The sequence below is a fragment of the Pseudoalteromonas sp. S1727 genome (assembly GCF_005886375.1).
Lineage (GTDB): Bacteria > Pseudomonadota > Gammaproteobacteria > Enterobacterales > Alteromonadaceae > Pseudoalteromonas > Pseudoalteromonas haloplanktis.
Map to the genome: position 1 here is coordinate 1 of NZ_PNDT01000025.1, position 23,936 is coordinate 23,936.

The 23,936-nt window shown below is 41.6% G+C and carries 26 protein-coding genes and 1 pseudogene; 8 read left to right on the forward strand and 19 right to left on the reverse strand.

Annotated elements, in window-relative coordinates; translation table 11 throughout:
* Positions 1–535 precede the first annotated feature (535 nt).
* The 12 genes from CWB85_RS07820 to rpsJ form a co-directional block, all read right to left on the reverse strand.
* Positions 536–1,306, reverse strand: a complete 771-nt coding sequence (locus CWB85_RS07820; RefSeq protein WP_016709054.1) for a hypothetical protein — start codon at positions 1,304–1,306, stop codon at positions 536–538.
* Positions 1,307–1,535: 229 nt separating this feature from the next.
* Positions 1,536–1,793, reverse strand: a complete 258-nt coding sequence (gene rpsQ / locus CWB85_RS07825) for a 30S ribosomal protein S17 (protein ID WP_016709053.1) — start codon at positions 1,791–1,793, stop codon at positions 1,536–1,538.
* Complete coding sequence (rpmC, locus tag CWB85_RS07830; RefSeq protein ID WP_004588692.1) at positions 1,793–1,984, reverse strand: 50S ribosomal protein L29; 192 nt, start codon at positions 1,982–1,984, stop codon at positions 1,793–1,795. The genes rpsQ and rpmC overlap by 1 nt, the downstream gene beginning before the upstream one ends.
* Entirely contained in the window at positions 1,984–2,397 is a 414-nt protein-coding gene (gene rplP / locus CWB85_RS07835; protein WP_016709052.1) for a 50S ribosomal protein L16, read from the reverse strand. Before rplP ends, rpmC begins: the two co-directional genes overlap by 1 nt.
* A 12-nt stretch (positions 2,398–2,409) precedes the next feature.
* A complete protein-coding gene (gene rpsC, locus CWB85_RS07840) occupies positions 2,410–3,111 on the reverse strand; it encodes a 30S ribosomal protein S3 (RefSeq protein ID WP_008108350.1) in 702 nt (233 codons plus the stop codon).
* Between the two features lie 11 nt (positions 3,112–3,122).
* Positions 3,123–3,455, reverse strand: a complete 333-nt coding sequence (gene rplV, locus CWB85_RS07845) for a 50S ribosomal protein L22 (protein ID WP_004588690.1) — start codon at positions 3,453–3,455, stop codon at positions 3,123–3,125.
* Positions 3,456–3,469: 14 nt separating this feature from the next.
* Positions 3,470–3,748, reverse strand: coding sequence for a 30S ribosomal protein S19 (rpsS, locus tag CWB85_RS07850; protein ID WP_010561269.1), 279 nt, complete (start codon positions 3,746–3,748; stop codon positions 3,470–3,472).
* Positions 3,749–3,763: 15 nt separating this feature from the next.
* Entirely contained in the window at positions 3,764–4,588 is an 825-nt protein-coding gene (gene rplB / locus CWB85_RS07855; RefSeq protein ID WP_016709051.1) for a 50S ribosomal protein L2, read from the reverse strand.
* A gap of 17 nt (positions 4,589–4,605) precedes the next feature.
* Positions 4,606–4,908: a 50S ribosomal protein L23 gene (gene rplW / locus CWB85_RS07860; RefSeq protein WP_016709050.1), complete on the reverse strand. Its 303-nt coding sequence runs from the start codon at positions 4,906–4,908 to the stop codon at positions 4,606–4,608.
* A complete protein-coding gene (gene rplD / locus CWB85_RS07865) occupies positions 4,905–5,510 on the reverse strand; it encodes a 50S ribosomal protein L4 (protein WP_016709049.1) in 606 nt (201 codons plus the stop codon). Before rplD ends, rplW begins: the two co-directional genes overlap by 4 nt.
* 17 nt (positions 5,511–5,527) lie before the next feature.
* Positions 5,528–6,163 (reverse strand): 50S ribosomal protein L3, encoded by a 636-nt coding sequence (gene rplC, locus CWB85_RS07870; RefSeq protein ID WP_016709048.1) that lies wholly within the window; start codon positions 6,161–6,163, stop codon positions 5,528–5,530.
* 27 nt (positions 6,164–6,190) lie between these two features.
* Positions 6,191–6,502: a 30S ribosomal protein S10 gene (gene rpsJ, locus CWB85_RS07875; protein WP_002957900.1), complete on the reverse strand. Its 312-nt coding sequence runs from the start codon at positions 6,500–6,502 to the stop codon at positions 6,191–6,193.
* A gap of 407 nt (positions 6,503–6,909) precedes the next feature.
* On the opposite strand from rpsJ, the gene plsB reads away from it, so the two are divergent.
* Complete coding sequence (gene plsB / locus CWB85_RS07880; RefSeq protein WP_016709047.1) at positions 6,910–9,363, forward strand: glycerol-3-phosphate 1-O-acyltransferase PlsB; 2,454 nt, start codon at positions 6,910–6,912, stop codon at positions 9,361–9,363.
* On the opposite strand, the gene tesB is transcribed toward plsB, so the two are convergent.
* Positions 9,360–10,217: an acyl-CoA thioesterase II gene (gene tesB, locus CWB85_RS07885; RefSeq protein ID WP_016709046.1), complete on the reverse strand. Its 858-nt coding sequence runs from the start codon at positions 10,215–10,217 to the stop codon at positions 9,360–9,362. The two genes, plsB and tesB, sit on opposite strands and share 4 nt — an antisense overlap.
* A 77-nt stretch (positions 10,218–10,294) precedes the next feature.
* Between tesB and CWB85_RS07890 the strand changes: the two genes are divergently transcribed.
* Together CWB85_RS07890 and CWB85_RS07895 are read left to right on the forward strand one after the other, a co-directional pair.
* On the forward strand, positions 10,295–10,753 hold the full coding sequence (locus tag CWB85_RS07890; protein WP_016709045.1) for an EVE domain-containing protein: 459 nt from the start codon (positions 10,295–10,297) through the stop codon (positions 10,751–10,753).
* A 117-nt stretch (positions 10,754–10,870) separates the two neighbouring features.
* Positions 10,871–11,902, forward strand: coding sequence for a hypothetical protein (locus CWB85_RS07895; protein ID WP_016709044.1), 1,032 nt, complete (start codon positions 10,871–10,873; stop codon positions 11,900–11,902).
* 150 nt (positions 11,903–12,052) lie between these two features.
* Here the strand turns inward: CWB85_RS07895 and CWB85_RS07900 are convergent, their stop codons facing one another.
* Together CWB85_RS07900 and CWB85_RS07905 are read right to left on the reverse strand one after the other, a co-directional pair.
* Positions 12,053–12,265: a hypothetical protein gene (locus CWB85_RS07900; protein ID WP_016709043.1), complete on the reverse strand. Its 213-nt coding sequence runs from the start codon at positions 12,263–12,265 to the stop codon at positions 12,053–12,055.
* Positions 12,265–13,332, reverse strand: coding sequence for a potassium channel family protein (locus tag CWB85_RS07905; RefSeq protein ID WP_029216167.1), 1,068 nt, complete (start codon positions 13,330–13,332; stop codon positions 12,265–12,267). Before CWB85_RS07905 ends, CWB85_RS07900 begins: the two co-directional genes overlap by 1 nt.
* A 151-nt stretch (positions 13,333–13,483) precedes the next feature.
* On the opposite strand from CWB85_RS07905, the gene CWB85_RS07910 reads away from it, so the two are divergent.
* The gene (locus tag CWB85_RS07910; protein ID WP_016709041.1) at positions 13,484–14,434 is read left to right on the forward strand and encodes a chemotaxis protein CheV; all 951 of its coding nucleotides are present in this window, start codon (positions 13,484–13,486) and stop codon (positions 14,432–14,434) included.
* 91 nt (positions 14,435–14,525) lie between these two features.
* A pseudogene (locus tag CWB85_RS22630) lies at positions 14,526–14,707 on the forward strand (TIGR00366 family protein); the annotation flags it as partial.
* A gap of 64 nt (positions 14,708–14,771) precedes the next feature.
* On the opposite strand, the gene CWB85_RS07920 reads toward CWB85_RS22630, so the two are convergent.
* Entirely contained in the window at positions 14,772–15,788 is a 1,017-nt protein-coding gene (locus tag CWB85_RS07920; protein ID WP_029216166.1) for a metalloprotease, read from the reverse strand.
* 145 nt (positions 15,789–15,933) lie between these two features.
* Between CWB85_RS07920 and CWB85_RS07925 the strand changes: the two genes are divergently transcribed.
* Entirely contained in the window at positions 15,934–17,154 is a 1,221-nt protein-coding gene (locus CWB85_RS07925; protein WP_016709039.1) for an EAL domain-containing response regulator, read from the forward strand.
* On the opposite strand, the gene CWB85_RS07930 is transcribed toward CWB85_RS07925, so the two are convergent.
* Entirely contained in the window at positions 17,151–18,227 is a 1,077-nt protein-coding gene (locus CWB85_RS07930) for a hemolysin family protein (RefSeq protein ID WP_016709038.1), read from the reverse strand. The genes CWB85_RS07925 and CWB85_RS07930 overlap by 4 nt on opposite strands.
* A 166-nt stretch (positions 18,228–18,393) precedes the next feature.
* Between CWB85_RS07930 and CWB85_RS07935 the strand changes: the two genes are divergently transcribed.
* A complete protein-coding gene (locus CWB85_RS07935; RefSeq protein WP_138554580.1) occupies positions 18,394–20,880 on the forward strand; it encodes an alpha/beta hydrolase family protein in 2,487 nt (828 codons plus the stop codon).
* Positions 20,881–21,032: 152 nt separating this feature from the next.
* A complete protein-coding gene (locus tag CWB85_RS07940) occupies positions 21,033–21,737 on the forward strand; it encodes a response regulator transcription factor (protein WP_016709036.1) in 705 nt (234 codons plus the stop codon).
* Here the strand turns inward: CWB85_RS07940 and CWB85_RS07945 are convergent.
* Together CWB85_RS07945 and CWB85_RS07950 are read right to left on the reverse strand one after the other, a co-directional pair.
* On the reverse strand, positions 21,734–23,248 hold the full coding sequence (locus CWB85_RS07945) for a YifB family Mg chelatase-like AAA ATPase (RefSeq protein WP_138554581.1): 1,515 nt from the start codon (positions 23,246–23,248) through the stop codon (positions 21,734–21,736). The two genes, CWB85_RS07940 and CWB85_RS07945, sit on opposite strands and share 4 nt — an antisense overlap.
* A 33-nt stretch (positions 23,249–23,281) precedes the next feature.
* Positions 23,282–23,896 carry a trimeric intracellular cation channel family protein gene (locus CWB85_RS07950; RefSeq protein WP_016709034.1) on the reverse strand — a complete coding sequence of 205 codons (615 nt, stop codon included), beginning with the start codon at positions 23,894–23,896 and terminating at the stop codon, positions 23,282–23,284.
* Positions 23,897–23,936 lie beyond the last annotated feature (40 nt).

The window sequence follows — 23,936 nt, forward strand, 5'->3', positions numbered from 1 at the left end:
AGCGGTCAGCGGTCAGCGGTCAGCGCAGTGAAAAATATCAGCCTTTGCATTTGCAAAGGCTTTTAATTATAAATTACGTGTTTTTTAATGATAGCTTGGGCGCTGAACTGATCATTTGCGAAAGTAACTAACACTGAGTGTTGGGAATAGCGTATCAGCAATTCGTTAGCTGTTCGGGTTGATAGTCTATATCCCAACCTAATTAATATTTGTGCTAGCAAACTCAACTCTTTTTTATGTAATGAGTACATTGGATGCTGCATCGAATACACCAAAGCAGCCTCTAAGTATTCATCACACGACTTTATCGACTGCGAGACTAATTCTGTAATATTCAGCACCTGTGCAATAGATGGCTGATATTCGCTAATGCGTAGACTTAATAAGTAGTTTTGAATGATGCACATAATCATAAATAATAAGTAAAAAACACATCATAAAAGTTGGAGTAAAACCAAGGTCAAGTTATTTACAAACTAACTACTGATGTGCCTCTATTTTCCACAAGCCAAAAACTTCGTAAATTATGATCCTGCTATTTAAGTGGTTTTTTGCGGTTCCATTTATCCATTATTTTATCGAATAAAATAGCATCGTTATCTTTACATGGCCTTGGCGAACCTTGTGGGAGACCAGCTTTACCCATTACACCGTTGAAATCGATGTCATAACACATACCTTGATACATCTCCATTCGTTTACTGCCATCAGTGCTTTGCCACACTACATCTGATTTATAACTAGTTGAGTGTGCTTTCGGTACTGTTAATCGCAGTTTTTCATCAGCGCTTTGCGGTATTGCTGATTGAGAGTAGTCAAATGAGTTGCGCGCTTCATTTGCCGCTGTAACAAGAGGTATCGGTGCGTATGGATTAAGCTTTTTAAATGGCTGCTCTGTGCCTTGCTGATCACCACCTAATTTCTGCTTATCTGCCAGAACTTCAACTGCTGAGAGCTCAACCTTCGGAGAGCTTGCTGATGGTTTTGTCTGGGGGGTTGTTTTACTAATAATTGCAGGCTCATCTACATGCGACTTAGCGTCGTGTGTAGTCAGCTTAGCTTCTGGTTGTTCTGTGGGTTGTTTTGTGGATTGCTCGACCTCACTAAGCTTTGCCTCACTTTCAAAGGCTGGTTGCGTACTACTGTTAATATCTGGCATTGCTGCAAGATCAACCATAACGTAGGCTTGCATGACTTCCACCTTTTCAGGTTGTTGAACCTCTACCGTTTGCCTTGAAACTAAATAAATAATAACGACATGTAAGCCAATAGAAATGCCCCATGCCTTATAGTTATTTTTAAACACGTGAACTCCCTGTAAACAGTTTGCTTTATGAGTGTTTAAATACAGATTTAGTTCAATCAGTGGAGTTTCAATTCTCGGCGCTCTTTTCTCCTCGGGTTTCGCAATACTCAACCCAAGCTACGGCCCTCAAATTCACTCCGAGCAGCTGACGGCTTAAAACTTACAGCTCCTAAAAACAAAAAGCCCCAGCTAATGCCGGGGCTTTTTATAAAACAGACTTAATTAAAAATTAAGCTTGTTTTGGACTAGAAATAACGTCTACTAATGTCCAAGACTTAGTCTTAGAGATTGGTGCGCATTCACGGATAGTAACTACGTCACCCGCTTTTGCTGTGTTATTTTCGTCATGTACGTGTAATTTAGTCGTACGTTTGATGAATTTCCCATAGATTGGGTGCTTCACGTAACGTGCGATAGCGATAGTGAAAGATTTTTCCATCTTGTCGCTAATTACAGTGCCTTGAAGAGTACGGATTTTATCGCTCATTATTGACCTGCCTTCTGGTTAATAATTGTTTTTACACGCGCGATATCGCGACGTACTGTTCTTAGCGTGTGAGTTTGAGCTAACTGACCAGTGCTTGCTTGCATGCGCAGGTTAAACTGCTCACGAAGAAGTCCTAGAAGTTCAGCATTAAGCTCTTCTACGCTTTTGTCTTTTAGTTCGCTTGCTTTCATCACATTACCGTCCGAGTTACGAAAGTTGTTTTGAATGGCAGTTTACGAGCAGCAAGGTCGAATGCTTCACGAGCAAGCTCTTCAGAAACACCTTCCATTTCGTAAAGTACTTTACCAGGCTGAATTTCAGCAACCCAATATTCAACAGAACCTTTACCTTTACCCATACGAACTTCAAGCGGTTTGTTCGTGATTGGCTTGTCTGGGAACACACGGATCCAGATTTTACCTTGACGTTTCACGTGACGCGTCATGGCACGACGAGCTGCTTCGATTTGACGAGCAGTCATGCGGCCACGGCCAGTAGCTTTCAAACCGAAAGTACCGAAGCTTACTTTGTTACCGTTTTGCGCTAAACCGCGGTTGCGGCCTTTGTGCATTTTACGGAATTTTGTACGTTTTGGCTGTAACATTACTCGCTACCTCTACTTAGCACTTTTTTTGGCTTTCTTTGGTGCGCGTTTAGCTGGCTTCTCTTGCTCTTGTACTAGTGGTAAACCACCAATAACTTCGCCTTTGAAGATCCAAACTTTAACACCAATGATACCATAAGTGGTTAAGGCTTCAGAAGTTGCGTAGTCGATATCAGCACGAAGAGTATGTAGAGGTACACGACCTTCACGATACCATTCTGAACGTGCGATTTCTGCGCCGCCAAGACGACCGCTAACTTCAACTTTGATCCCTTTAGAACCGATGCGCATTGCATTTTGTACCGAACGCTTCATAGCGCGACGGAACATAACACGACGCTCTAGTTGAGAGGCAATGCCGTCTGCTACTAGTTGTGCATCAAGTTCTGGTTTACGTACTTCAGAAATATTGATCTGAGCAGGTACACCAGCAATCTTAGTTACCGCTTGACGTAATTTTTCTACGTCTTCGCCTTTTTTACCGATAACAACACCCGGACGAGCCGTGTGGATTGTTACGCGGATTGATTTTGCTGGACGCTCAATAACGATTTTAGACACAGAAGCCGCTTTTAATTCCTTAGTAAGGAATGTACGTACTTTGTGATCGCCAAAAAGCTGTGCAGAGAAATCTTTTGAATTCGCGTACCAGGTAGAAACCCAAGGTTTAGAGATACCTAGGCGAATACCAGTAGGATGAACTTTTTGTCCCATTACTTATACTCCTAGCTATCTGAAACCACAACAGTGATGTGGCTTGTACGCTTAAGGATGCGGTCAGCGCGTCCTTTAGCACGTGGCATAATACGTTTCATTGTAGGACCATCGTCCACAAAGATCGTAGTTACACGAAGCTCATCAATGTCAGCACCTTCGTTATGCTCTGCGTTAGCAATAGCAGACTCAAGTACTTTCTTAACTAATACAGCCGCTTTTTTAGGGCTGTACGCCAGGATTTCTAGTGCGCGATCGACAGGTAACCCGCGGATCTGATCTGCAACTAGACGTGCTTTTTGCGCCGAACCAGAGGCGAATTTATGTTTAGCTAATGCTTGCATTTATCATTCCCCTCTTAACGTTTCTTCGCTTTCTTATCCGCAGCGTGGCCACGGTAAGTGCGAGTTGGTGCAAATTCACCTAGTTTGTGACCGATCATTTCGTCAGAAACGAAAACTGGTACATGCTGGCGACCATTATGGACAGCAATGGTCAATCCGATCATGTTAGGTATGATCATTGAACGACGGCTCCAAGTTTTAATTGGCTTCTTGTCACCGCTTTCCAAAGCTTTCTCTACCTTCTTCAGCAAGTGTAGGTCTATAAAAGGACCCTTCTTGAGAGAGCGTGGCATGGCTATTCCTCAATATTACTTAGTACGACGACGTACTATAAATTTATCCGTACGCTTGTTCTTACGCGTCTTAGCACCTTTAGTCGGTTTACCCCATGGAGACACAGGATGACGACCACCAGATGTACGACCTTCACCACCACCGTGTGGGTGATCTACCGGGTTCATGGCAACACCACGAACTGTCGGACGAATACCACGCCAGCGGTTTGCACCTGCTTTACCAAGTGAACGAAGCATATGCTCAGCATTGCCTACTTCACCTAGCGTAGCACGACAATCAGATTCAACTTTACGAACTTCGCCTGAACGAAGACGTAATGTTACATATTGACCATCACGTGCAAGGATTTGAACGTATGCACCAGCAGAACGTGCGATTTGAGCACCTTTACCTGGTTTTAATTCTACGTTGTGAACAGTCGAACCTACCGGCATATTACGCATAGGTAATGCATTACCAGGCTTGATTGGTGCATCAACACCAGACTGGATTGCATCGCCAGCTTTTAAGCCTTTTGGTGCGATAATGTAACGACGCTCACCGTCTGCATATAATACAAGAGCGATGTTTGCGCTACGATTTGGATCATATTCTAAACGCTCAACAACAGCTGGAATGCCATCTTTAGTACGTTTAAAATCGATTACACGGTAATGCTGCTTATGACCACCACCGATATGACGAACCGTAATACGACCATTGTTATTACGACCACCTGATTTAGAGTTTTTCTCTAAAAGTGGAGCGTAAGGTTTACCCTTATGTAAATCTGGGTTAACCACTTTAACTAGGTGACGACGACCCGCAGAAGTTGGTTTACACTTTTGAAGTGCCATAATTCTAACTCCCCTTATTACTCGGCGCCGCCGACAAAGTCTAGCTCGCTACCTTCTTTAAGAGTAACGTAAGCTTTCTTCCAGTCGCTACGACGACCGAAACGCATGCCAGTACGTTTTGTTTTACCCTTAACGTTTAGTGTGCGAACACCAGTTACTTCCACTTCAAAAAGCTTCTCAACAGCTGATTTGATCTCAGCTTTAGTTGCATCATTTGTTACTTTGAAAACGATTGTGTTGTTTTCTTCAGCAGCAATAGTGCTTTTCTCAGAGATATGTGGAGCAAGGATCACTTTTAAAAGACGTTCTTCACGGATCATGCTAGCGTCTCCTCAAGTTGCTTAACAGCAGCAGCTGTAATAAGTACCTTATCGAAAGCGATTAAGCTTACAGGATCGATACCAGCTACATCACGCGTGTCAACCTTGTACAGGTTACGTGCCGATAAGAATAGATTCTCATCTACTTCTTCAGTCACGATAAGAACATCTTTAAGCTCAAGTTCTTTAAGCTTAGCAACTAGTTCTTTAGTCTTTGGTGCTTCTAAACCAAAGCTTTCAACAACGATTAAACGCTCTTGACGAACTAATTCAGATAAGATGCTTTTGATCGCACCGCGGTACATTTTACGGTTTACTTTTTGGCTGTGGTCTTGTGGTTTAGCTGCGAAGCTAACGCCACCTGAACGCCAAATTGGGCTACGGATTGTACCAGCACGTGCACGGCCAGTACCTTTTTGAGCCCATGGTTTTTTACCACCACCGCTTACTTCAGAACGTGTCTTCTGAGCACGAGTACCTTGACGAGCACCTGCTGCGTATGCAACAACTACTTGATGTACTAATGCTTCGTTAAACTCACGTCCAAAAGTAGCTTCAGAAACTTCAAGAGCGCCAGAAGCGTCTTTAATTGCTAATTCCATCACTAAATCTCCAGGACTTATGCTTTAACAGCAGGTTTAACGATAACGTCACCGCCGATAGCGCCAGGTACTGCACCTTTAACTAAAAGCAAGTTACGCTCAGCGTCAACGCGTACTAGTTCTAAGTTTTGAGTCGTTACACGCTCAGCACCCATATGACCGGCCATTTTCTTACCTTTAAACACCTTACCAGGTGATTGGTTTTGACCGATTGAACCAGGAGCACGGTGAGATAGAGAGTTACCGTGAGTCGCGTCTTGCATGCTGAAATTCCAGCGCTTAACACCACCTTGGAAACCTTTACCTTTAGAAGTACCGGTTACGTCAACTTTGTTGATTTCGTTGAATAATTCAACAGTAAGCTCAGCGCCTACTTCAAAATCGCCTTCACCACCATTTAGGCGGAATTCCCACAGACCGCGACCCGCTTCAACACCTGCTTTAGCGAAGTGACCCGCTGAAGCTTTGTTTACACGACTTGCTTTTTTAGTGCCTGCGGTTACTTGAAGCGCGTTATAACCGTCTGTTGCGTCAGATTTGATCTGAGCAATGCGGTTAGGAGTCGCTTCAATAACTGTCACAGGGATAGATACACCATCTTCAGTGAAGATACGTGTCATACCCACTTTACGACCGACTAGACCTAATGCCATTTTCCTAAAACCTCTCTAATCTTTCGATTAACCCAGGCTGATTTGAACATCAACACCAGCAGCAAGATCTAAACGCATAAGAGCGTCAACAGTCTTGTCAGTTGGTTCTACGATGTCGATCAGACGTTTATGGGTGCGGATCTCATACTGATCACGCGCGTCTTTATTAACGTGCGGTGATGTAAGTACAGTAAAACGTTCAAAGCGTGTAGGTAGTGGAATTGGACCACGTACTTGTGCGCCAGTGCGTTTCGCAGTTTCCACGATTTCCGCCGTTGATTGGTCAATCAAACGGTGGTCAAAAGCTTTTAGGCGAATACGAATGCGTTGATTTGACATTCTTAAACCTCAATATAAAGAGCATTTAAAAGAGCATAAAAAAACGACCGAAACAATCTTAAAACCTTAAGATGCCGGTTGCTTAATTATATCTACGTTGAGTTCCAAATCGGAACTCCTGTTTATTAGCTTGAAATCCAAGCTTAATGTTCCTTTCAAACCCACAAGGGAATTTTGAAAGCCTGCGTATTATAGTGATATTGGTGATAAATGCAACAACTATTTTCAACGAGCCCAAGAATACTGCTTGGTGTTACCAAAAACTGCATTTCTGTGTGTCGCCATTTCATGGAATTAACTATAGTTAATCACGTCCGAACTAGAATGGTAATGGTCAGTCCAGTTTTTACTTGTTATTATTCGCGCTAATTTTGCTTTTACTTCTAACCCTTAATCTTGGTGAGTTGATGCGTATTTTTAATTATTGTTTGAACTTTGTCTCTAAGGTGATGAATAGCTTGTTTGTGAAAAGCAAGGTATTGCCCGAAAACCCAATCGAACAATATGGCCTTAATCCGGCTTATCCAACCTTTTATATTGTTAAGCTCAATGCCCGCTCAGATTTAGCAGCTCTGGATAAGGTATGTAAAAAATTTGGCCTACCTTCCCCCATGCAATCACAACGCTTAGGCAGCCAAGAACTGGATCGCTTTATTGGTTTACAAAACCCGCCTCCTTTGTTTGGCGATAAAGCAAAACCAACAGATGCGCTTCAGCAGGGCAAACAAATCATTGATCAGTTACTCGCCAGTGGCGAACAAAATGTACAAGTGCTGCCAGTAACCATTTTATGGGGCCGTAACCCAGGTAAAGAGAAGCCGGGATTAGGCACGTTGGTTTCACATTCATTGACTCCCAGCTGGTTTCGTAAATTTTTTGTTTTACTATTTTCTGGTCGTGACAATTTTGTACGTTTTAGCCAGCCATTAGATTTATCATTACTTGTGAATGAAAAAGCGGATGTTGATGAGCTTCCTCATAAACTACTGCGTGTTGCGCGGGTACATTTTCGTCGTCAAAAGCTTGCGGCGACAGGCCCTAAGATGCCTTCACGTGAGCAACTGTTTAATTCTCTACTCGCCTCACCAACAATCAAAAAAGCCATTCAAACAGAGGCAAAAGAGAAGAATATTAGCCATGATCAAGCAAGACAAAATGCACTAAAACTATTAGACGAAATTGCCGCCAATTACAGTGATGCCACGATTCGTGTTGCCGATCGTGTTTTAACGTGGCTGTGGAACAAACTGTATAACGGTATTGATATTAAATACACGGAGCAGTTACATGATCTAACCAACAAAGGTCATGAGATCATTTATATGCCATGTCATCGCTCACACATGGATTATTTATTGCTCACCTACTCGATTTACCACTTAGGCTTAGTACCGCCGCATATTGCTGCGGGTATAAACTTAAACTTTTTCCCTGCCGGTGGCATCTTCCGCCGCTCTGGGGCGTTTTTTATTCGCCGCTCATTCGCAGGCAATAAGCTTTATTCAGCCGTGTTTAAAGAGTATTTAAGCCAGCTATTTATTAAAGGTTACTCAGTCAAGTTTTACACTGAAGGCGGGCGTAGCCGCACTGGGCGCTTATTACCTCCAAAAACCGGCATGTTAGCAATGACCTTACAAGCCATGTTACGCGGAATTGATCGCCCTATTTCAATTGTGCCTGTGTATATTGGCTACGAGCACGTGATGGAAATAAACACTTACTTAAAAGAATTAGCGGGCGATGATAAGAAAGGCGAGTCAATTTTTGGTATTTTTAAAGCCATTAAAAATTTAAAAAACTACGGCCGTGGTTATTTAAACTTTGGCGACCCAATCTCAGTTAATCAATATCTCAATGAACACCAACCTAATTGGCGTGAATCAATTCACCCAACCGATGTACAGAAACCGCAATGGCTGGGCTCGCAAGTCGCCACTTTAGCCGACAAGGTGATGGTCAATATTAACAGTGCCGCTGCACTTAACTCAGTTAATTTATTAGCAATGATTTTATTAGTTAACGACAAGCAAGCATTGAGTAAGCCTAAACTGTTAGCGCAGCTAGACTTTTATTTGCATCTACAGCGCAGTGCCAGTTATAGCGAAAAAATCACCACCCCTGATGAAAATGCTGAGCAACTACTCACACATGCACTGAAATTAAATAAGTTTGATGTGATAAGTGACGAGTTTGGGGAGATTATCGCTATTAACGATAAAGAGAAAATCCTCTTTAACTATTATCGTAATAATATTTTGCATGCCTTTGCAGTGCCTAGCTTACTGGCCTTACATATATTTAAAAGCCATAAAACAAGCATCACACAATGCCAAGAGTTGGTTAGTAGTTTTTACCCGTTATTTGCCAAAGAGTGGTTTTTACATGAGTTAGACGAAAACTACATTACCCGTATTTTAGCCAGCTTTGTTGATCAGGACTTAATTGAAATCGACGGCGATGCTATAAAAATCACCAATAGCAATGATTGCTTAGCCAAGTTGGAAATACTTGGCCGCGCACTCAGCCTAACCTTACAGCGTTATGCCATTGTGATTGGCTTTATTCAAACAAGTAAAGGGATTGACCGTGCTGAACTTGAGCGTGAAAGCCAAGTATTAGCTGAGCGTTTAGGAACATTACACGGCATCAAAACCCCAGAGTTTTTCGATAAAAAAGTATTGGTTAGTTTTATCAATAATCTGCGTGAACAGCATTTGATTAGTGAAACCGATAATGGCTTACAAGGCAGTACCGACCTGTGCGAAGTCTATATGCATCTAAAAGCTTTACTGCCAGCACGAGTCTGGCAGTCGATTAGTGATATTGTACTCAGCCAAGCACAGTCGTCAGTGTGTAATTAACGCTGACGCATCACTCCCTCTTGGATCGTCGAGGCAATTAAGTTGCCTTGGCGGTCAAAAAACTGGCCGCGCACCAAACCTCGTCCCGAACTCGCGCTCGGGCTATCAATACTATATAAGATCCAGTCATCTAGACGAAACGGGCGGTGAAACCACATCGCATGATCAATGGTCGCCACTTGCATATTAGGTTGCATAAACGACACACCATGCGGCTGTAATGCAGTCGGTAAAAACTCAAAATCAGACGCATAGGCTAATAAGTAATTATGAATTCGCTGATCATCCGGCATGTCACCATTGGCTTTAAACCAAATATGTTTAACTGGTTCAATTACCTCAGGTTTAAACGGGTTATGAAACGTAACCGGGCGCATTTCAATCGGCACTTCACGAATAAACTTATTACGGATCACCTCAGGAATATGCTCAGCATTGGCTTGGTAAAACTCAAGCGATGATTTTAATTCTTCCGGAGCAGGTACATCCGGCATGGTTGCTTGATGCGACAACCCCTCTTCAAGTCCTTGGAATGACGCCGTCATATAAAAAATAGGCTTACCGTACTGAATTGCTTTAACACGACGCGTGCTGAAGCTCTTGCCATCACGAATCGTTTCAACATCATAAACAATCGGTTTTGCGGCATCCCCAGGGCGTAAAAAATATGAATGTAATGAGTGTACAATGCGCCCTTCTGGCAAAGTTTCTTTGGCGGCAGAGAGAGCTTGTCCCATCACTTGGCCACCAAAAACCGCACGAAATCCCAAATCTTGGCTTTGGCCTCGATACAAGCCTTGCTCAATTTCTTCTAATGTTAATAACGACAGTAAATCATCTAAAACTTGGCTCATTTTATTACTCTTCAATCCCAGATAAGTTAATAATACTATACACTAGAGGGAAGTAAATCTTTGCTAGGAAACCCGCTATGGCATATTGGCTATTTAAGACAGAACCTGACGCTTTTTCAATCGACGATTTAAAGCACGCAGCAAATCAAACCACTATTTGGGAAGGCGTACGTAACTATCAAGCACGCAACTTTATGCGTGACGAAGTGAAAGAAGGTGACTTGGTGATGATTTATCACTCCAGCTGCAAACAAGTGGGTGTAGCTGGTATTGCAACCGTGACACGTGATGCTTATCCCGATCCTAGCCAGTTTGATTTAAAAAGTGACTATTATGATGCAAAAGCGACAGCCGAAAAACCGCGTTGGTTTGTGGTTGACGTAACATACAAACAACACCTTAATAAATTAGTCAGTCTAAAAGCGATTAAGGAAAATAATGCTATTACTGAGATCGCATTGAAAAAAGGGGGGCGGCTCTCGATTATGCCTGTGAGCCAGTCCGATTGGAGTGAAATTATCAGCATGGCTAACTAAATTATTGAATCATTACTCATGCTTTTGCTTACTAGTGCCAACTCATTCCAAAAAATCGCATTTTTATTATTTAAGCAAATTTGCTAAGATCGGCGCCTTAATGTGGTTGGAGGAAGAATGAAGTTACTGTATTGGTTAGATGAGTGGTTAACGCTTTCTCACGATGAACAACAAACCAGATTACCAATGTCTGGGGGCGACCTACTTGGCGATGTATTTGTTAAATACCACTTTATTGATATCAATAAGCCTTTATTATTCACTTTCTCCCCTGCGGGTACTAATTACCAAGAGCACGATCTTAATGATGAATTTAGCCCTTGGGGATTTCAGCTAGCGCAAAAACAACAGGTTAACGTAATTGCATTTCAGCACTTAGGAATAAGCAATTGGTTTAGACACCGTAATTTACTGTTTTTTCTCGAGCAACTAGCTCCTTTGATCACACCATTTAACGAGCGGTTAGGCTATGGTTTAAGTCGAGGTGGCTTTGCAGTAGGTGCCTTCGCTAATTTGCTAAAGCTAGATAAGGTACTATTATTTCATCCTGTTAGTACAAAAAATAAAGCGCTTGCTCCTTGGGATGACCGCTCAAGTACCGATATTGCGCAACAATTCGACTGGGAGCAAGATTACCACGATCTCGATTTAGGTAACGCTAAAGGCCATATCATTTATGATCCCACCAATCGTATTGACCGCATGCACGCTAAGCGTTATTCGCAGCTGACTCATTTACGCGTATTTGGTATGGGTCATGGTACTCATGCAACTTACCTGAGTAAATTTGGTTTTTACAAACAAGTCGCCGTTGATTTTATTCGTGATCAACAGATCGACATTGCTCAATTTAGATTACAAACCAAAACCCTACGCTTTAAAGAGGATTATTATAAACGACTCAATAGAGCCAATAAGAGCTCTCCACATCGCCTAGATTTACTTAGTAAAGCACACAATATACTCATTGATGAAAAGCACGCTCACGTACAAGAACATCAAGCAAATATTGATATTCAACCCTTGATTGATGTGGCACTTAAACACCAAGAGCAACATCCAAAAGATGCGATACAGCTACTTGAAGTTGCTCAGCAGCTTGCCCCAGATGATCCGTTAGTAGAACATAAACTAAAGCAATTAAAGTAAAGCTAGCAGTACAAAATAAAAAGCCGATTTTGTTATAGTAATCGGCTTTAAATTTATCTATACCAATCGTGTTAAGTTACTGACCATTTATAGCGCAGTTAACGCTTTATTTAGCTCGCTAGAATGGTTAAATATTTAAGTCGATTGGTATTAACCTTTCACTTTTTTCTTAGTATGTTTATTTTTATGGCCATGCTTAGGCACGATAGCAAAATACATTAGCAGCGCGAGCCACGAAAAGAAAATAATACCGATTAACCAACCATTTTTTTCATGGCCTTTAGTGCGCTTACTATTGAGCACAATCACTACAGGTAAAATATAAGCACTCAAAATTAAAATTAAAAACGCAATTTCACTCATTACTTAGCTAATCTCCGCCAATCAACCTCATTGCTCAATACGCGATCGACAGCGATATAATGTAAAATATCACCACTGTTAACAGGGTAATTAAGCGGCGGGTTTAAATCCATATTTTGAGCACTGAGGTTATGTGCAACGCCAAGTAAAATAGCGTCGTGGTCGTGTTTAAAGTGGTGAAATAATTTACCAAACTCCATTTCTGCCAAATCAGCGGGGATCACTAAGCTAAACTGAGTGTCGCCATGTAGGGTTGAAAGCAACTCCTCTTGCACCCGACTTGAACCAGGATCTTGCATTGAGCGCACCAATATCTCTGCTGATTTGGCGCTTGAGCATTCTACATTACGGCAATGTTCGAGCAGCATTTCGACTTTGCTTTCATCGTTAAAGTGAGCACTAATATGGCACTCATCTTTAACTAACTTGCTGATCCGCAGCGCAGTGGTAAATGTTTGATCATCATCTTGACCATCAATAATAATTTTATCTGCTTGCTTTATAGCCACACGTTCAAGTTGTTCACAGTCGGTAAAACTTGATAAACGCACAAAATCAACATGCGCGTTAGTTAAAAATGGGTGCTCCATTTGCTCTGTTACTGCCAACAAAATACGCCTATCAGTACGCTTTTGATCAGCCAAAATATAATCAATCATTTTCTTGGTACGAGTTTGATGCCAGCCAAAAATAATAATGTGATTGTTGAAATGCGAAAAACTTTTATCACCAGTCATAGCGCGCCTAATTAAATAAGTAACTGTTTGCCCTGTTTTACCTAACAGAACACCAAATAAAGCTAAACCAAATGGGATTTGCAGTATGGCTACTATCCACCGCCCTAAATCGGTACTAGCACTAAAGTCACCGTAGCCTACCGTTGAGGTAGTTACTATATAGTAGTAAACGAAGGTACTAACGGGGCTTAATGCGGTTTCACCAGCCAAACCTAAAAGTAACCAAATCAAAAGCATGTGTAGCAATGTTGCAATTGCAACGGCCTGCCAGCTGACCTGATCAATATGGCTTCTGACCAGTAAAAATAATCGTTTAAATATAAAAGGCATACCACCACTTAATTGTTCCAACTTATCTACTCGCTAAGTTACTGCAATGCGATATTGATGACAATGTTTAGAGATTATTTTCTAGGCTGCTTTTTTAATGCAGAACAGTGTAAGCTATACTGAAATCATTAATTAGATAGTCGGGTGTGTTATGTCAGGTGTATTAGCTACTGTTGATCAACGAACTCAACTCGTTGGCGAAAATCGCTTAGAGTTATTGCTATTTTATTTGCACAGCCGACACCTATTTGCCCTTAACGTATTTAAGGTAAAAGAGGTCGTTAAACTGCCTCACTTAAATATTATTCCTCACGCCCACCCAAAAATATCAGGCGTTGCTAACATTCGTGGCGAATCAATTCCGGTGATTGATTTACGTCAGGCGATTTGTATGCCAGCGGCACGCCACATCGAAGACAGTAATTTAGTGATCACTGAATATAACCGCACGGTACAAGGTTTTCTAATCGGTAAAGTGGATCAAATCATTAATATGACTTGGTCTGATATTATGCCCCCGCCAACTTCTGTCGGTAAAAACCATTACCTTACAGCACTGACCAAAATTCAGCGTGAAGGCCAAGAACAATTGGTCGAAATTATAGATGTAGAAAAAGTACTGGCTGAAATTATTGAATACGAAGTACAAATATCTGATGAAATATTGGATAAAAGTATTGTCAGTGAGTTTGTTGGACGAAAAATTCTCCACGCCGATGACTCACCTACAGCACGCAAACAAGTCAGTGATACACTGACTCAGCTAGGTATTGAGATCATCCCTGCCAGCAATGGCCTTGAAGCCCTGAATATGTTAAAAGCGTGGGCTGATAAAGGTATGGATGTAGAAAAAGAATTACTTATGGTGATCACCGATGCTGAAATGCCCGCAATGGATGGTTACCGTCTTACGTATGAGATCCGCAACGATAATCGCTTAAAGAACCTACATGTGGTGCTTAACACTTCCCTCAGCGGTAGCTTTAACCAAGCCATGGTCGAAAAGGTGGGCTGTAATGCGTTTTTATCTAAATTCCAGCCAGACTTGCTGGTTGAAGAAGTACAAGCACGTTTAAAAACAGTACTCGAGCAACAAAAATAGCGCGCTCATTTGCCAATTACCTGCTTGCGTCATTAATAATTGGCATGACACACATAATAAAAAATACATCACTTTTATTTTTAAGGACGACTCACTTAATTTAAATAGTGTAATTGCATTGTTTTTATTTTCTGCGACTTTGCTGCATCAAACACCGTACAATTTACTTAATAGCTTGCAGCAAGCAGTCTCCAGCGGTGCAGGGAGATTATTATCCAGTTCCCGTTTTATGCAGGGATCATGGCGATTATGGTTGATACTGGGTTAGCACAACAAAAATAAACATAAAACTCATAAAGTTACTTACATAGATGACATCTATAGAAGTCAGCAAAGGCTAACTCGATAAAATTTTCATCGGTAAGCTTAAAATTGCATTTTCAGAGTCAGCAAAGTGCATCATCACCGCGACGTGCCCTGCAACCACCAGCGCATACATTACCGCTGAAAAGCCTTGGCCGTATTTGTCCAGTGGTAACAAATGCGAATAATGACGGCCGCGCCATTCAAAGGCAATTTCCAATGCGCCAATAAATAAGAAAAACACTAATAGCATTAAACCAAAGGTGTAGCTAAGCCATAAACCAAATAATACACCTAAGATACATATGCTTAATCCAATCCAAGAGCGCATTGAAAAGCTGATGCTTTTTAATACATGGCCACCGTCGAGCGGTAAAATAGGCAATAAGTTAAATAAGTTAAGTAATGCGCTGAGCACCGCAACGCCTGCGAAGATTTCCATCTCGGTGGCGTAATAAAGCACAACTCCCAGTACAGAGGTAATTAAACCAAACGCGGGCCCCATAAGTGAGATAACCACATCTTGCCAACGGGTGGTAATTTTATCGTCACTGACGGCAAGGCCGCCAACAAATGGAATTAAGTAAATGCCTTTGGTTTTAATACCAAAATATTGCATGGCTCTAACATGACCGTATTCATGGATCACTAAACAAGCTATCAGCATCAAGGCGAATTCAAAGGTGAACAACCACGCATAACCGGCCACAGAGGCACCAGCCAACGCCACTTTAACTACTTTGGCACTTTTAAAAATCTTAAAACCTAAAGCAAATAATCCGAGTAACCCTTGCTTTGGTTTGGTTTTTTCAATTGGCGGTAAGGTGAGTTGTTGCACAAACTGATGATTAATATAAAGCGATAGTTTTTGTTCAACAACAGCGCTGGTGTCTAGGCCAATCACTTGATCGTCTAGCTTAAATTCAAAATAGTTTTCTCTGGGGTTATCAAAGCCAATCGCTTGTTGTTGCTGAAAAATTTTTATTATTTGTCGCCCAGCAAGCACTAAACTAAATTGTTGATCGGCGAGGGTCAGCTGTATTTGCATGATATTACTTTAAACCTTAAAAATTATACCGTTAGTATACCTATTTTTTTAACGAGATTATGGAATAAATTTTCAGTTATAAAGCTGACATTTTACGGTTTACCTACTACTTTTAAGCTACCAATATGTTTTATTTCAGGGAATAGAAATGACAAAAACAGCACGTAGCATTCTCGTTGTTGATGATTCAAAAGCGATTTTGGTCGTTATGCAAGCTATTTTAAATGAGCTTGATGTACCTCATGTGACCACCTGCTTAGACGCGCAAGATGCGCTCAATAAGGTAAATGAACAACCACTCTTTTTTGATGCCATCTTTACTGATCTTAATATGCCAGATATGGATGGTATGGAACTTATTCGCCATCTTGGAGAGATCCAATTTCCTGGCGCCGTTGTTATTATTTCAGAAATGAATTCGAAGATAATTGATTTAGCCGCTGACTTAGCACGTAAAAACAACGTGCACTTAATTGGCAATATTGCCAAACCAGTACAGCTTAACCAAGTTTATACTTTGCTGAAGAAATTAGAATACTTAACCTGTCACACTGAAAAAACCAACGAACCGATTTCTGAAGCGCAACTATTACATGCAATCAGCCATAATGAAATCACCCCGTTTTATCAACCAAAAGTAAACCGTGCTAATAATAAGGTTGATAGCGTTGAAGTATTAGCTCGAATTGTGACAGCCGAACAGGGTGCACTTGTTTTACCCGAGCGATTTATTTGTGTTGCTGAAGATTTAGATTTGATTAACCTGATCACCTTTCAACTATTTGAAAAAGCCACAGGGGATTTTTCAGAAATAAAGGCTCGTTTAGGCTATAAACTTAAGCTCGCTTTTAACTTATCGCCATACCAATTAGAAGATTTAAGCTGCCCTGATAAATTGGCACTCATTTTACAACTCAATCAACTGACCCCAAGCGAAATTATTCTAGAGATCACCGAACAACATGCGTTATCCAGTTCTGCACAATTAGAAACATTAAACCGCTTACGAATGCGCGGTTTTGGTATTTCGCTAGATGATTTTGGCACCGGCTTTACCAATATACAGCAGCTAAAAACGTTACCATTTACTGAAGTGAAAATAGACCGCACTTTGATAAGTAATATTGAAAGCGATCTATTTTCGCAAGTGATAGTTGGTAGTTTAGTAAATATTGCCATTCAAGATGACTTAAAGATTGTAGCCGAAGGCATTGAGCGTGTTGAAGAATTAGAATACTTAGATCGCTTTAAAGAGCATATCGTCATGCAGGGGTTTTTGATCAGTCGTCCAAAGGGAAAAACTGAATTTATTCGCTGGGCGCAGTCATGGCTACACATGGTTTCATTAAATAGTAATAGCCGACGTTAGCGCTGATTTTTAGACGCGTTTTTTTCGGCACTAAACAATGTATTACTATTTGCTAAGCGTTGTCGCCAACGTTGTTTTGCAACGGCTTGCATATTAGCTGATTGATCATGCTCATCAACAATTTCAAAGCCCATTAATGCTTCAATCATATCCTCAAGCGTAACAATCCCCTGTACATCGCCATATTCATCTATCACTAAACATATGTGCGTGCGTTCAGCTAACAAAGTATGCAATAGCGTAGGTACATATAAGGTTTCTGGCACAGTGTAAATAGGCTTTATCAATTTACTGATCTTATAATCTTTACCCAACCTGTGGAACGCCAGCATAATATCGTTTTTATGCACAAAGCCAATAATATCATCGCCGTTTTTATCGTACACCAAGACTCGAGAAAATGCTGCCGAACCATGCTCTGCTAAATATTGATCAACCGTTAGGTCTTTGTGTACTTTGAATAATACTGTGCGCGGGGTAAGTAAAGAATCTAATTTAGCATGACGAAAATGCAATAAGCTGCGGATGATTTCAGACTCTTCCTGATGCAGCGCTCCTGATTGCGATCCCATATCAGCCATAGCTTCAATTTCTTGACGAATATAATAAGCCTCGCTGTGGTTGCGACCCAAAACACTCGTGAGTTTTTCAGCAAACCAAACAAAGGGTTTAAGCGCTATAACCAAATAACGTAATGCTTTAGTTACTATAGGCGCCAATGCCCGCCAATGCTTTGCCCCTAGCGTTTTAGGGATAATTTCCGATAATACCAGTACCAGCAAGGTCATGATGGCTGAGGCAATTCCCACAGCTGCATCTGAAAATACCACCGCAGCTTGTGCACCTACACCGGCCGCACCGGCAGTATGGGCAATGGTATTTAAAGTTAAAATAGCCGCTAATGGCTGATCAATATTCGTTTTTAAGTGCTCAAACTGCTTTGCTAGTTTAGGCTTATTCTTACGCAGTAGCGCCACATAACTTGGCGTAATACTCAACAGCACAGCTTCCATAATAGAGCATAAAAAAGAAATAGTGATCGCTACGACCATGTAAACGATTAGTAATGTCACTGTGACCTCTTAGCCATTTTATTGTCGACGGTTTACACCTTACCAACTGTCATCGATAACCTCAAACCTTAGCTAAAAACAAAAACCACGGCATCTATCGCAGAGCACTTTTTGGCATAACTGAGCCATGCTATATTCTCTAAAATTCCCTACATTAGGCTCAACCATGAATTATAACTCAACATGGCGCGGTAAAGCCCCTCGCCTAACCACCGCACTGGCAATATTAACTTTAAGCACTGCGGTATTTGCTGCACCCATAAATAAAACCGATATTAAGTTTATAGGCCCAATTGCCGCTGATATGCAGCTAAAGCCATACCAAACTGAGCATCAAGATGCGATTATTAACAGCCTTTTACCTAGCATTCAACAACCAACAACAAGCATCACGGTATTTGGCGAAAAATTAAAATGGCAAAACTTAGATAAAGTAAATGCGTTAACTCTAGGCGGCTTACAAGCACTAAAATTTTCTACGCATGCAGAGCGTTTTAGCCAAGGCACGCTTACATTAAAAGGGATCGAAAAAGCCCAGCTGTTCATCAATGGTGAAAAGCAGACCGCTAAAAACGAAAAGTATGAGTTAGCTTTACCACAAGGCGATCACCAAATAGTGATTATTGCTGAGCAAGTTGCAAATTGGCACGATGTTGAGGTTGATTTCAGCCCAAACACTGACATTGATACATTAACCTTTAGCACTACAGAGCAACATGGCTTATCTGCCAAACAATTGTTTGATGCCACCACAGTCAGCGCATTATCATTAGCACCCAATGCTAAACAGTACCTAATTACCAAGCGCCATTATCAAGACAGCACGGGTAATCAAGCAAACCTAGTCACAGAACTAAAAAATGACGACCAACAAACGATTTACCGTTTTGAATCAGGTCAGCCTAGCAACATTATTTGGAGTCCTGATAACAATTATTTAGTGTATTTATTAGATGGTAAATTAACCCAACTAAACCGTAAAACACTCTCCCTTAAAGTGATAGCCAACAACCTAGATGGCGCAAACAGTTTTGCTTATTACGATAACAACAGCTTAATCTTTAGCTGGTCAAAGTCTCCGACAGCAAATAACAGCCTAACCAAACATTACCAAGGTCTACAAGATCGTTGGTCATATGCTCGCACAACCTCACAAGCTTATTTATTAGATATCAACACCGGCCTGAGTAAAGCACTAAGCCAAGGGCCGCTTAGCCACAGCATTGAAGACTTTAATAGTCAACGCGGTACTGTGTTACTCAGTCGCGGTACTGAAGCAATGCAAGCTGCTACACACCCAACAACGGAGCTCATTGAGCTGAATATCGCCAACGCTAGTACCACAGAGCTTGGTCAGTTTGCGACCTTTAACCAAGCAAAATACACTGGCGATGACATTTATGTCACGGCAGGACCTGACTTTAAAGAGGGTTTAGGCAGAAACTTACCCGACAACATGCTTGCTAACAACTACGATGGCCAGCTGTATTTGTTAACTAATAATGGTCAAAAAGCAACGCCGTTAAGCCGTGAGTTTGATCCCGCCATTGGCCAACTTGAAGTGCTTGCAAATGGTGATGCCATCATGAAAGTAACTGAACAAGATAGCATCGCTTTGTATCTATACGATAAAAGCAAGCAGCGCTTTAGCAAGCTAAACACTGGATTTGATGTGGTTGAGCAATTTAGTTATTCAAGTAATCGTAGCCCTCAGGTATTAGTCAGTGGCTCGAATGCATCATCACCACAACAATTAAAACAGCTGAGTATTAGCAAAAACAAAGCGACCACTGTCTGGGATTCGCAACCACAAGCATATGCAAATACCGATATAGCTGACTTAGAGGAATTTAATTTTACCAATACAGCCGGTATTGAAATTAAAGGCCGTGTTTACTTACCAAGCAACCTTGATAAGAACAAACAATACCCAGCATTAGTATACTATTATGGCGGCACTTCACCTGTGACTCGCGGCTTTACTGGCCGCTATCCATTTAATTTATGGGCCGAACACGGCTATGTGGTTTATGTTGTACAACCCACGGGCGCAACAGGGTTTGGTCAGCAGTTTTCTGCTAAACACGTTAATGCATGGGGGCAATATACTGCTGACGATATTATGCAAGGCACGCAAGCACTGCTAAAACAGTATCCATTCATTGATAAGCAACGCCTAGGTAATTTAGGCGCATCTTACGGTGGTTTTATGACCATGTTACTAGCGACTAAAACCGATATGTTTAGTGCCTCTATCGCACACGCAGGTATTTCTAATATCACCTCATATTGGGGGCAAGGTTGGTGGGGTTATTTATATTCAGGCGAAGCGTCTAAAAACAGCTACCCTTGGAATAACAGCACGCTATACAGCCAACACAGTCCTGTTTTCCATGCAGATAAAGTAACAACACCACTATTACTGTTGCATGGCGATGCTGACACTAATGTGCCCGTGGGAGAAAGTCATAATATGTATACTGCGCTGAAACTACTTGGCAAGGATGTTGAGCTAATTGAATATAAAGGAGCTGACCATCAAATTTTTGCTCGTGATCAGCGCTTTAATTGGTGGGATACAATGCTGGCATATTTTGATAGGCACTTAAAACAACAGCCACAGTGGTGGCAGTACTTATACCCTGAAAAATAATTCTCCACTCAACAACAGGTAAACGAGCTAAGTTTACCTGTTGATATTAATCAAACAATCGCCTAAATAGTGCATAAATACTAAAATCGCTCTTCTCACCTTTTGTAAATGAGTGATAACATAGAGGCATCATTAAAGGTAATTAAGATACTATGACTGTTCATGTTTTATTGGTTGAAGATGACGAGCTATTAGTTAAACGCATAGTCAATCATTTTACACAGACTGAATTTTCTATTGAGAACGATGCAACAGGCGCAGACGCCCTAGCGATTGTACAATCGCGCGCTAATAGTCATAACGCCATATCGCTAGCAATTATCGACATTGTATTACCTAAACGAGATGGCCTACATCTAGCAAAAGAACTCAATACTCTCACCGATATTGGTGTGATCATGCTTTCAAGCCGAGACTCTCAAGCAGACCGCATCGCGGGGCTTGCCCAAGGCGCTGATGATTATATTTGCAAGCCCGTTGATCTATTAGAATTAGAATTACGCATGCGAGCGCTTTATAAACGCTTAAAGGGCAACAATGATAATGATGAAAGCGAAGAGTTTATTGAATACGCAGACTTTAAACTGCACCCCGATAACCGTACTTTAGTCACCGCTAACGGCATTGAATCAAGACTCACAGAAGCCGAACATAAGGTGCTTATTTGCTTGATCAGTAACGCCGGTAAAGCCACCTCTCGTGAAAAAATATCAGAAGAAATTGGTCAACCTGACTGGAGTCCTAATGATCGTACCGTTGATGTGCTAATTGGTCGCCTGCGCAAAAAACTTAATGATGAAAAAGACCAAAAACGTATTGTTACCGTGCGTGGCAAGGGCTATATGTTGTCGATTTAATACTGTGTGAGTTGGCTTATTAACCGCTCAAAGGCACGGTAATTAAGCGCTTCTTTAAGCTCTGCTAGTGTTATATTTTCTTGCCCTTTTAAATCACTTATCGTCCGCGCCACTTTAATCACCCGATGATAAGAGCGTGGCGAGAGCGACAACTTCTCACTGGCTTTGGCTAAAAACTGCAATTCAGCGGCTGCCAGTACACAATACACACTCATTTCTTTATTATTCAGTCGGGCATTCACTTTCCCCTGACGTGTTAATTGAATATTATAGGCTGCTTCTACTCGGGCACGCACTGCAGCGCTTGTTTCTTCAGCTTGTGTACTTTGCAGTTGCGTACTGTTTAACCTTGGTAGTTCTATTTGTAAATCAATGCGATCAATAAAGGGCCCTGATACCCGTGATAAATAACGCATAACTTGATCAGGTGTCGCGCGTTTATCATTATGGCAGCCAGTAGGGCTGGGGTTAAGTGCAGCAATAAGTTGAAACTGCGCAGGGAACTCCATTTGCCGCGCCGCTCTTGATATAGTTACCGTGCCGGTTTCCATTGGCTCACGAAGTGAATCTAGCACCTTACGCTCAAACTCTGGTAATTCATCAAGAAACAATACCCCATTGTGCGCCAAAGATATTTCACCCGGTTTTGGGTTCGAGGAGCCGCCCACTAACGCGACCGCAGAGCAAGTGTGATGGGGATTACGAAACGGCCGCTTACGCCAATTTGTTAAGTCAACACTTTGTCCTATGATTGAATACAAAGCAGCGGTAGCAAGTGCCTCATCATCGGACATGCCCGGCATAATGGTCGGCATACGCTGTGCAAGCATTGACTTCCCCGTGCCTGGCGGCCCTAAAAAAAGCAAGTTATGACCACCAGCAGCGGCAATTTCTAACACTCTTTTCGCGCCAGGTTGCCCTTTTACATCACTAAGATCAATTAAAAACTCCACACCGCTATGCTGTTGTTCAGGATAACTAATATTAAGAGGTAAAGGCTGCTGATTGAGCAAATCACTCCACACTTCTTGAATAGAAGAAATGGCTTTACGCTGCACACCATGAACCAAGCTTGCTAAGCTGTCATTTACCAAGGGTAAAAAACAACAACGCTCCTGCGCTTTGGCAGCCAAAACAGAAGGCAGTATCGCATTCACGCCACGTACTTCGCCATTAAGAGCAAGCTCGCCGTAAAATTCATAACGCTCAATATCAGTGCAAACAATTTGTCCTGACGCCACTAAAATACCAATAGCAATGGCTAAGTCAAAGCGGCCACCCTCTTTGGGCAAATCCGCGGGCGCTAAATTAACGGTGATACGTTGATCAGGAAAGCCAAACTTAGAGTTTTCAAGGGCGCTGCGAACCCGATCTTTGGCTTCTTTTACTGACGCTTCAGGCAGGCCAACAATATGAAATGCCGGTAAGCCATTCCCTAAGTGTACTTCTACGATTACTTCAGGTGCTTGAATGCCCACTTGGGCACGTGAAAAAATCCGAGCTAATGACATCCTTTGTCCCTGTAAAGTTATATTATTTACAGTCTAGTCAGGATATTTGAAAACATGTAGTGTTAGATGCCATTTCATTGCCGCCAAGCGTAACAATAAAGTCGTTAACATAGCTAATACCATGGCCATTTCTGTTGCTACGTTAAAGGTAATACCTTGGGTATAAACGATACCACCTGCAATACAAGTAATTGCATATAGCTCACCTTTTAATAGCATAGGAATATTGCCAGCAAGGACATCACGGGTAACGCCACCAAAGCAACCTGTGATAACCCCCATAATAATAGCCGTTGTTGCAGGCATACCTGCAAGCAGCGCTTTCTGCGCCCCCATAACAGAAAAGAAGGCTAAACCAAACGCATCTGCAACCTGTAAATGATACAGTGGAATTGACTTTTGTTTATTTATCAAACGTGTGGTAACAAATACAGAAACAAAAATAGCAATAAAATAGCTCTGATCGTGTAACCAAAATACTGGAACATCCAAAATTAAATCTCGGATTGTGCCACCACCTATCGCAGTAACCGTTGCCAATACAAAGACACCAAAACCGTCCATTTTTTTATCATAGGCAATGAGAGTACCTGACATTGCAAATACCGCGATGCCAATTAAATCAAACCAATGGTAAAGTTCTGTCATATTTGTAACTAAAAGTTGAGAATATTAACGTTGTATCATA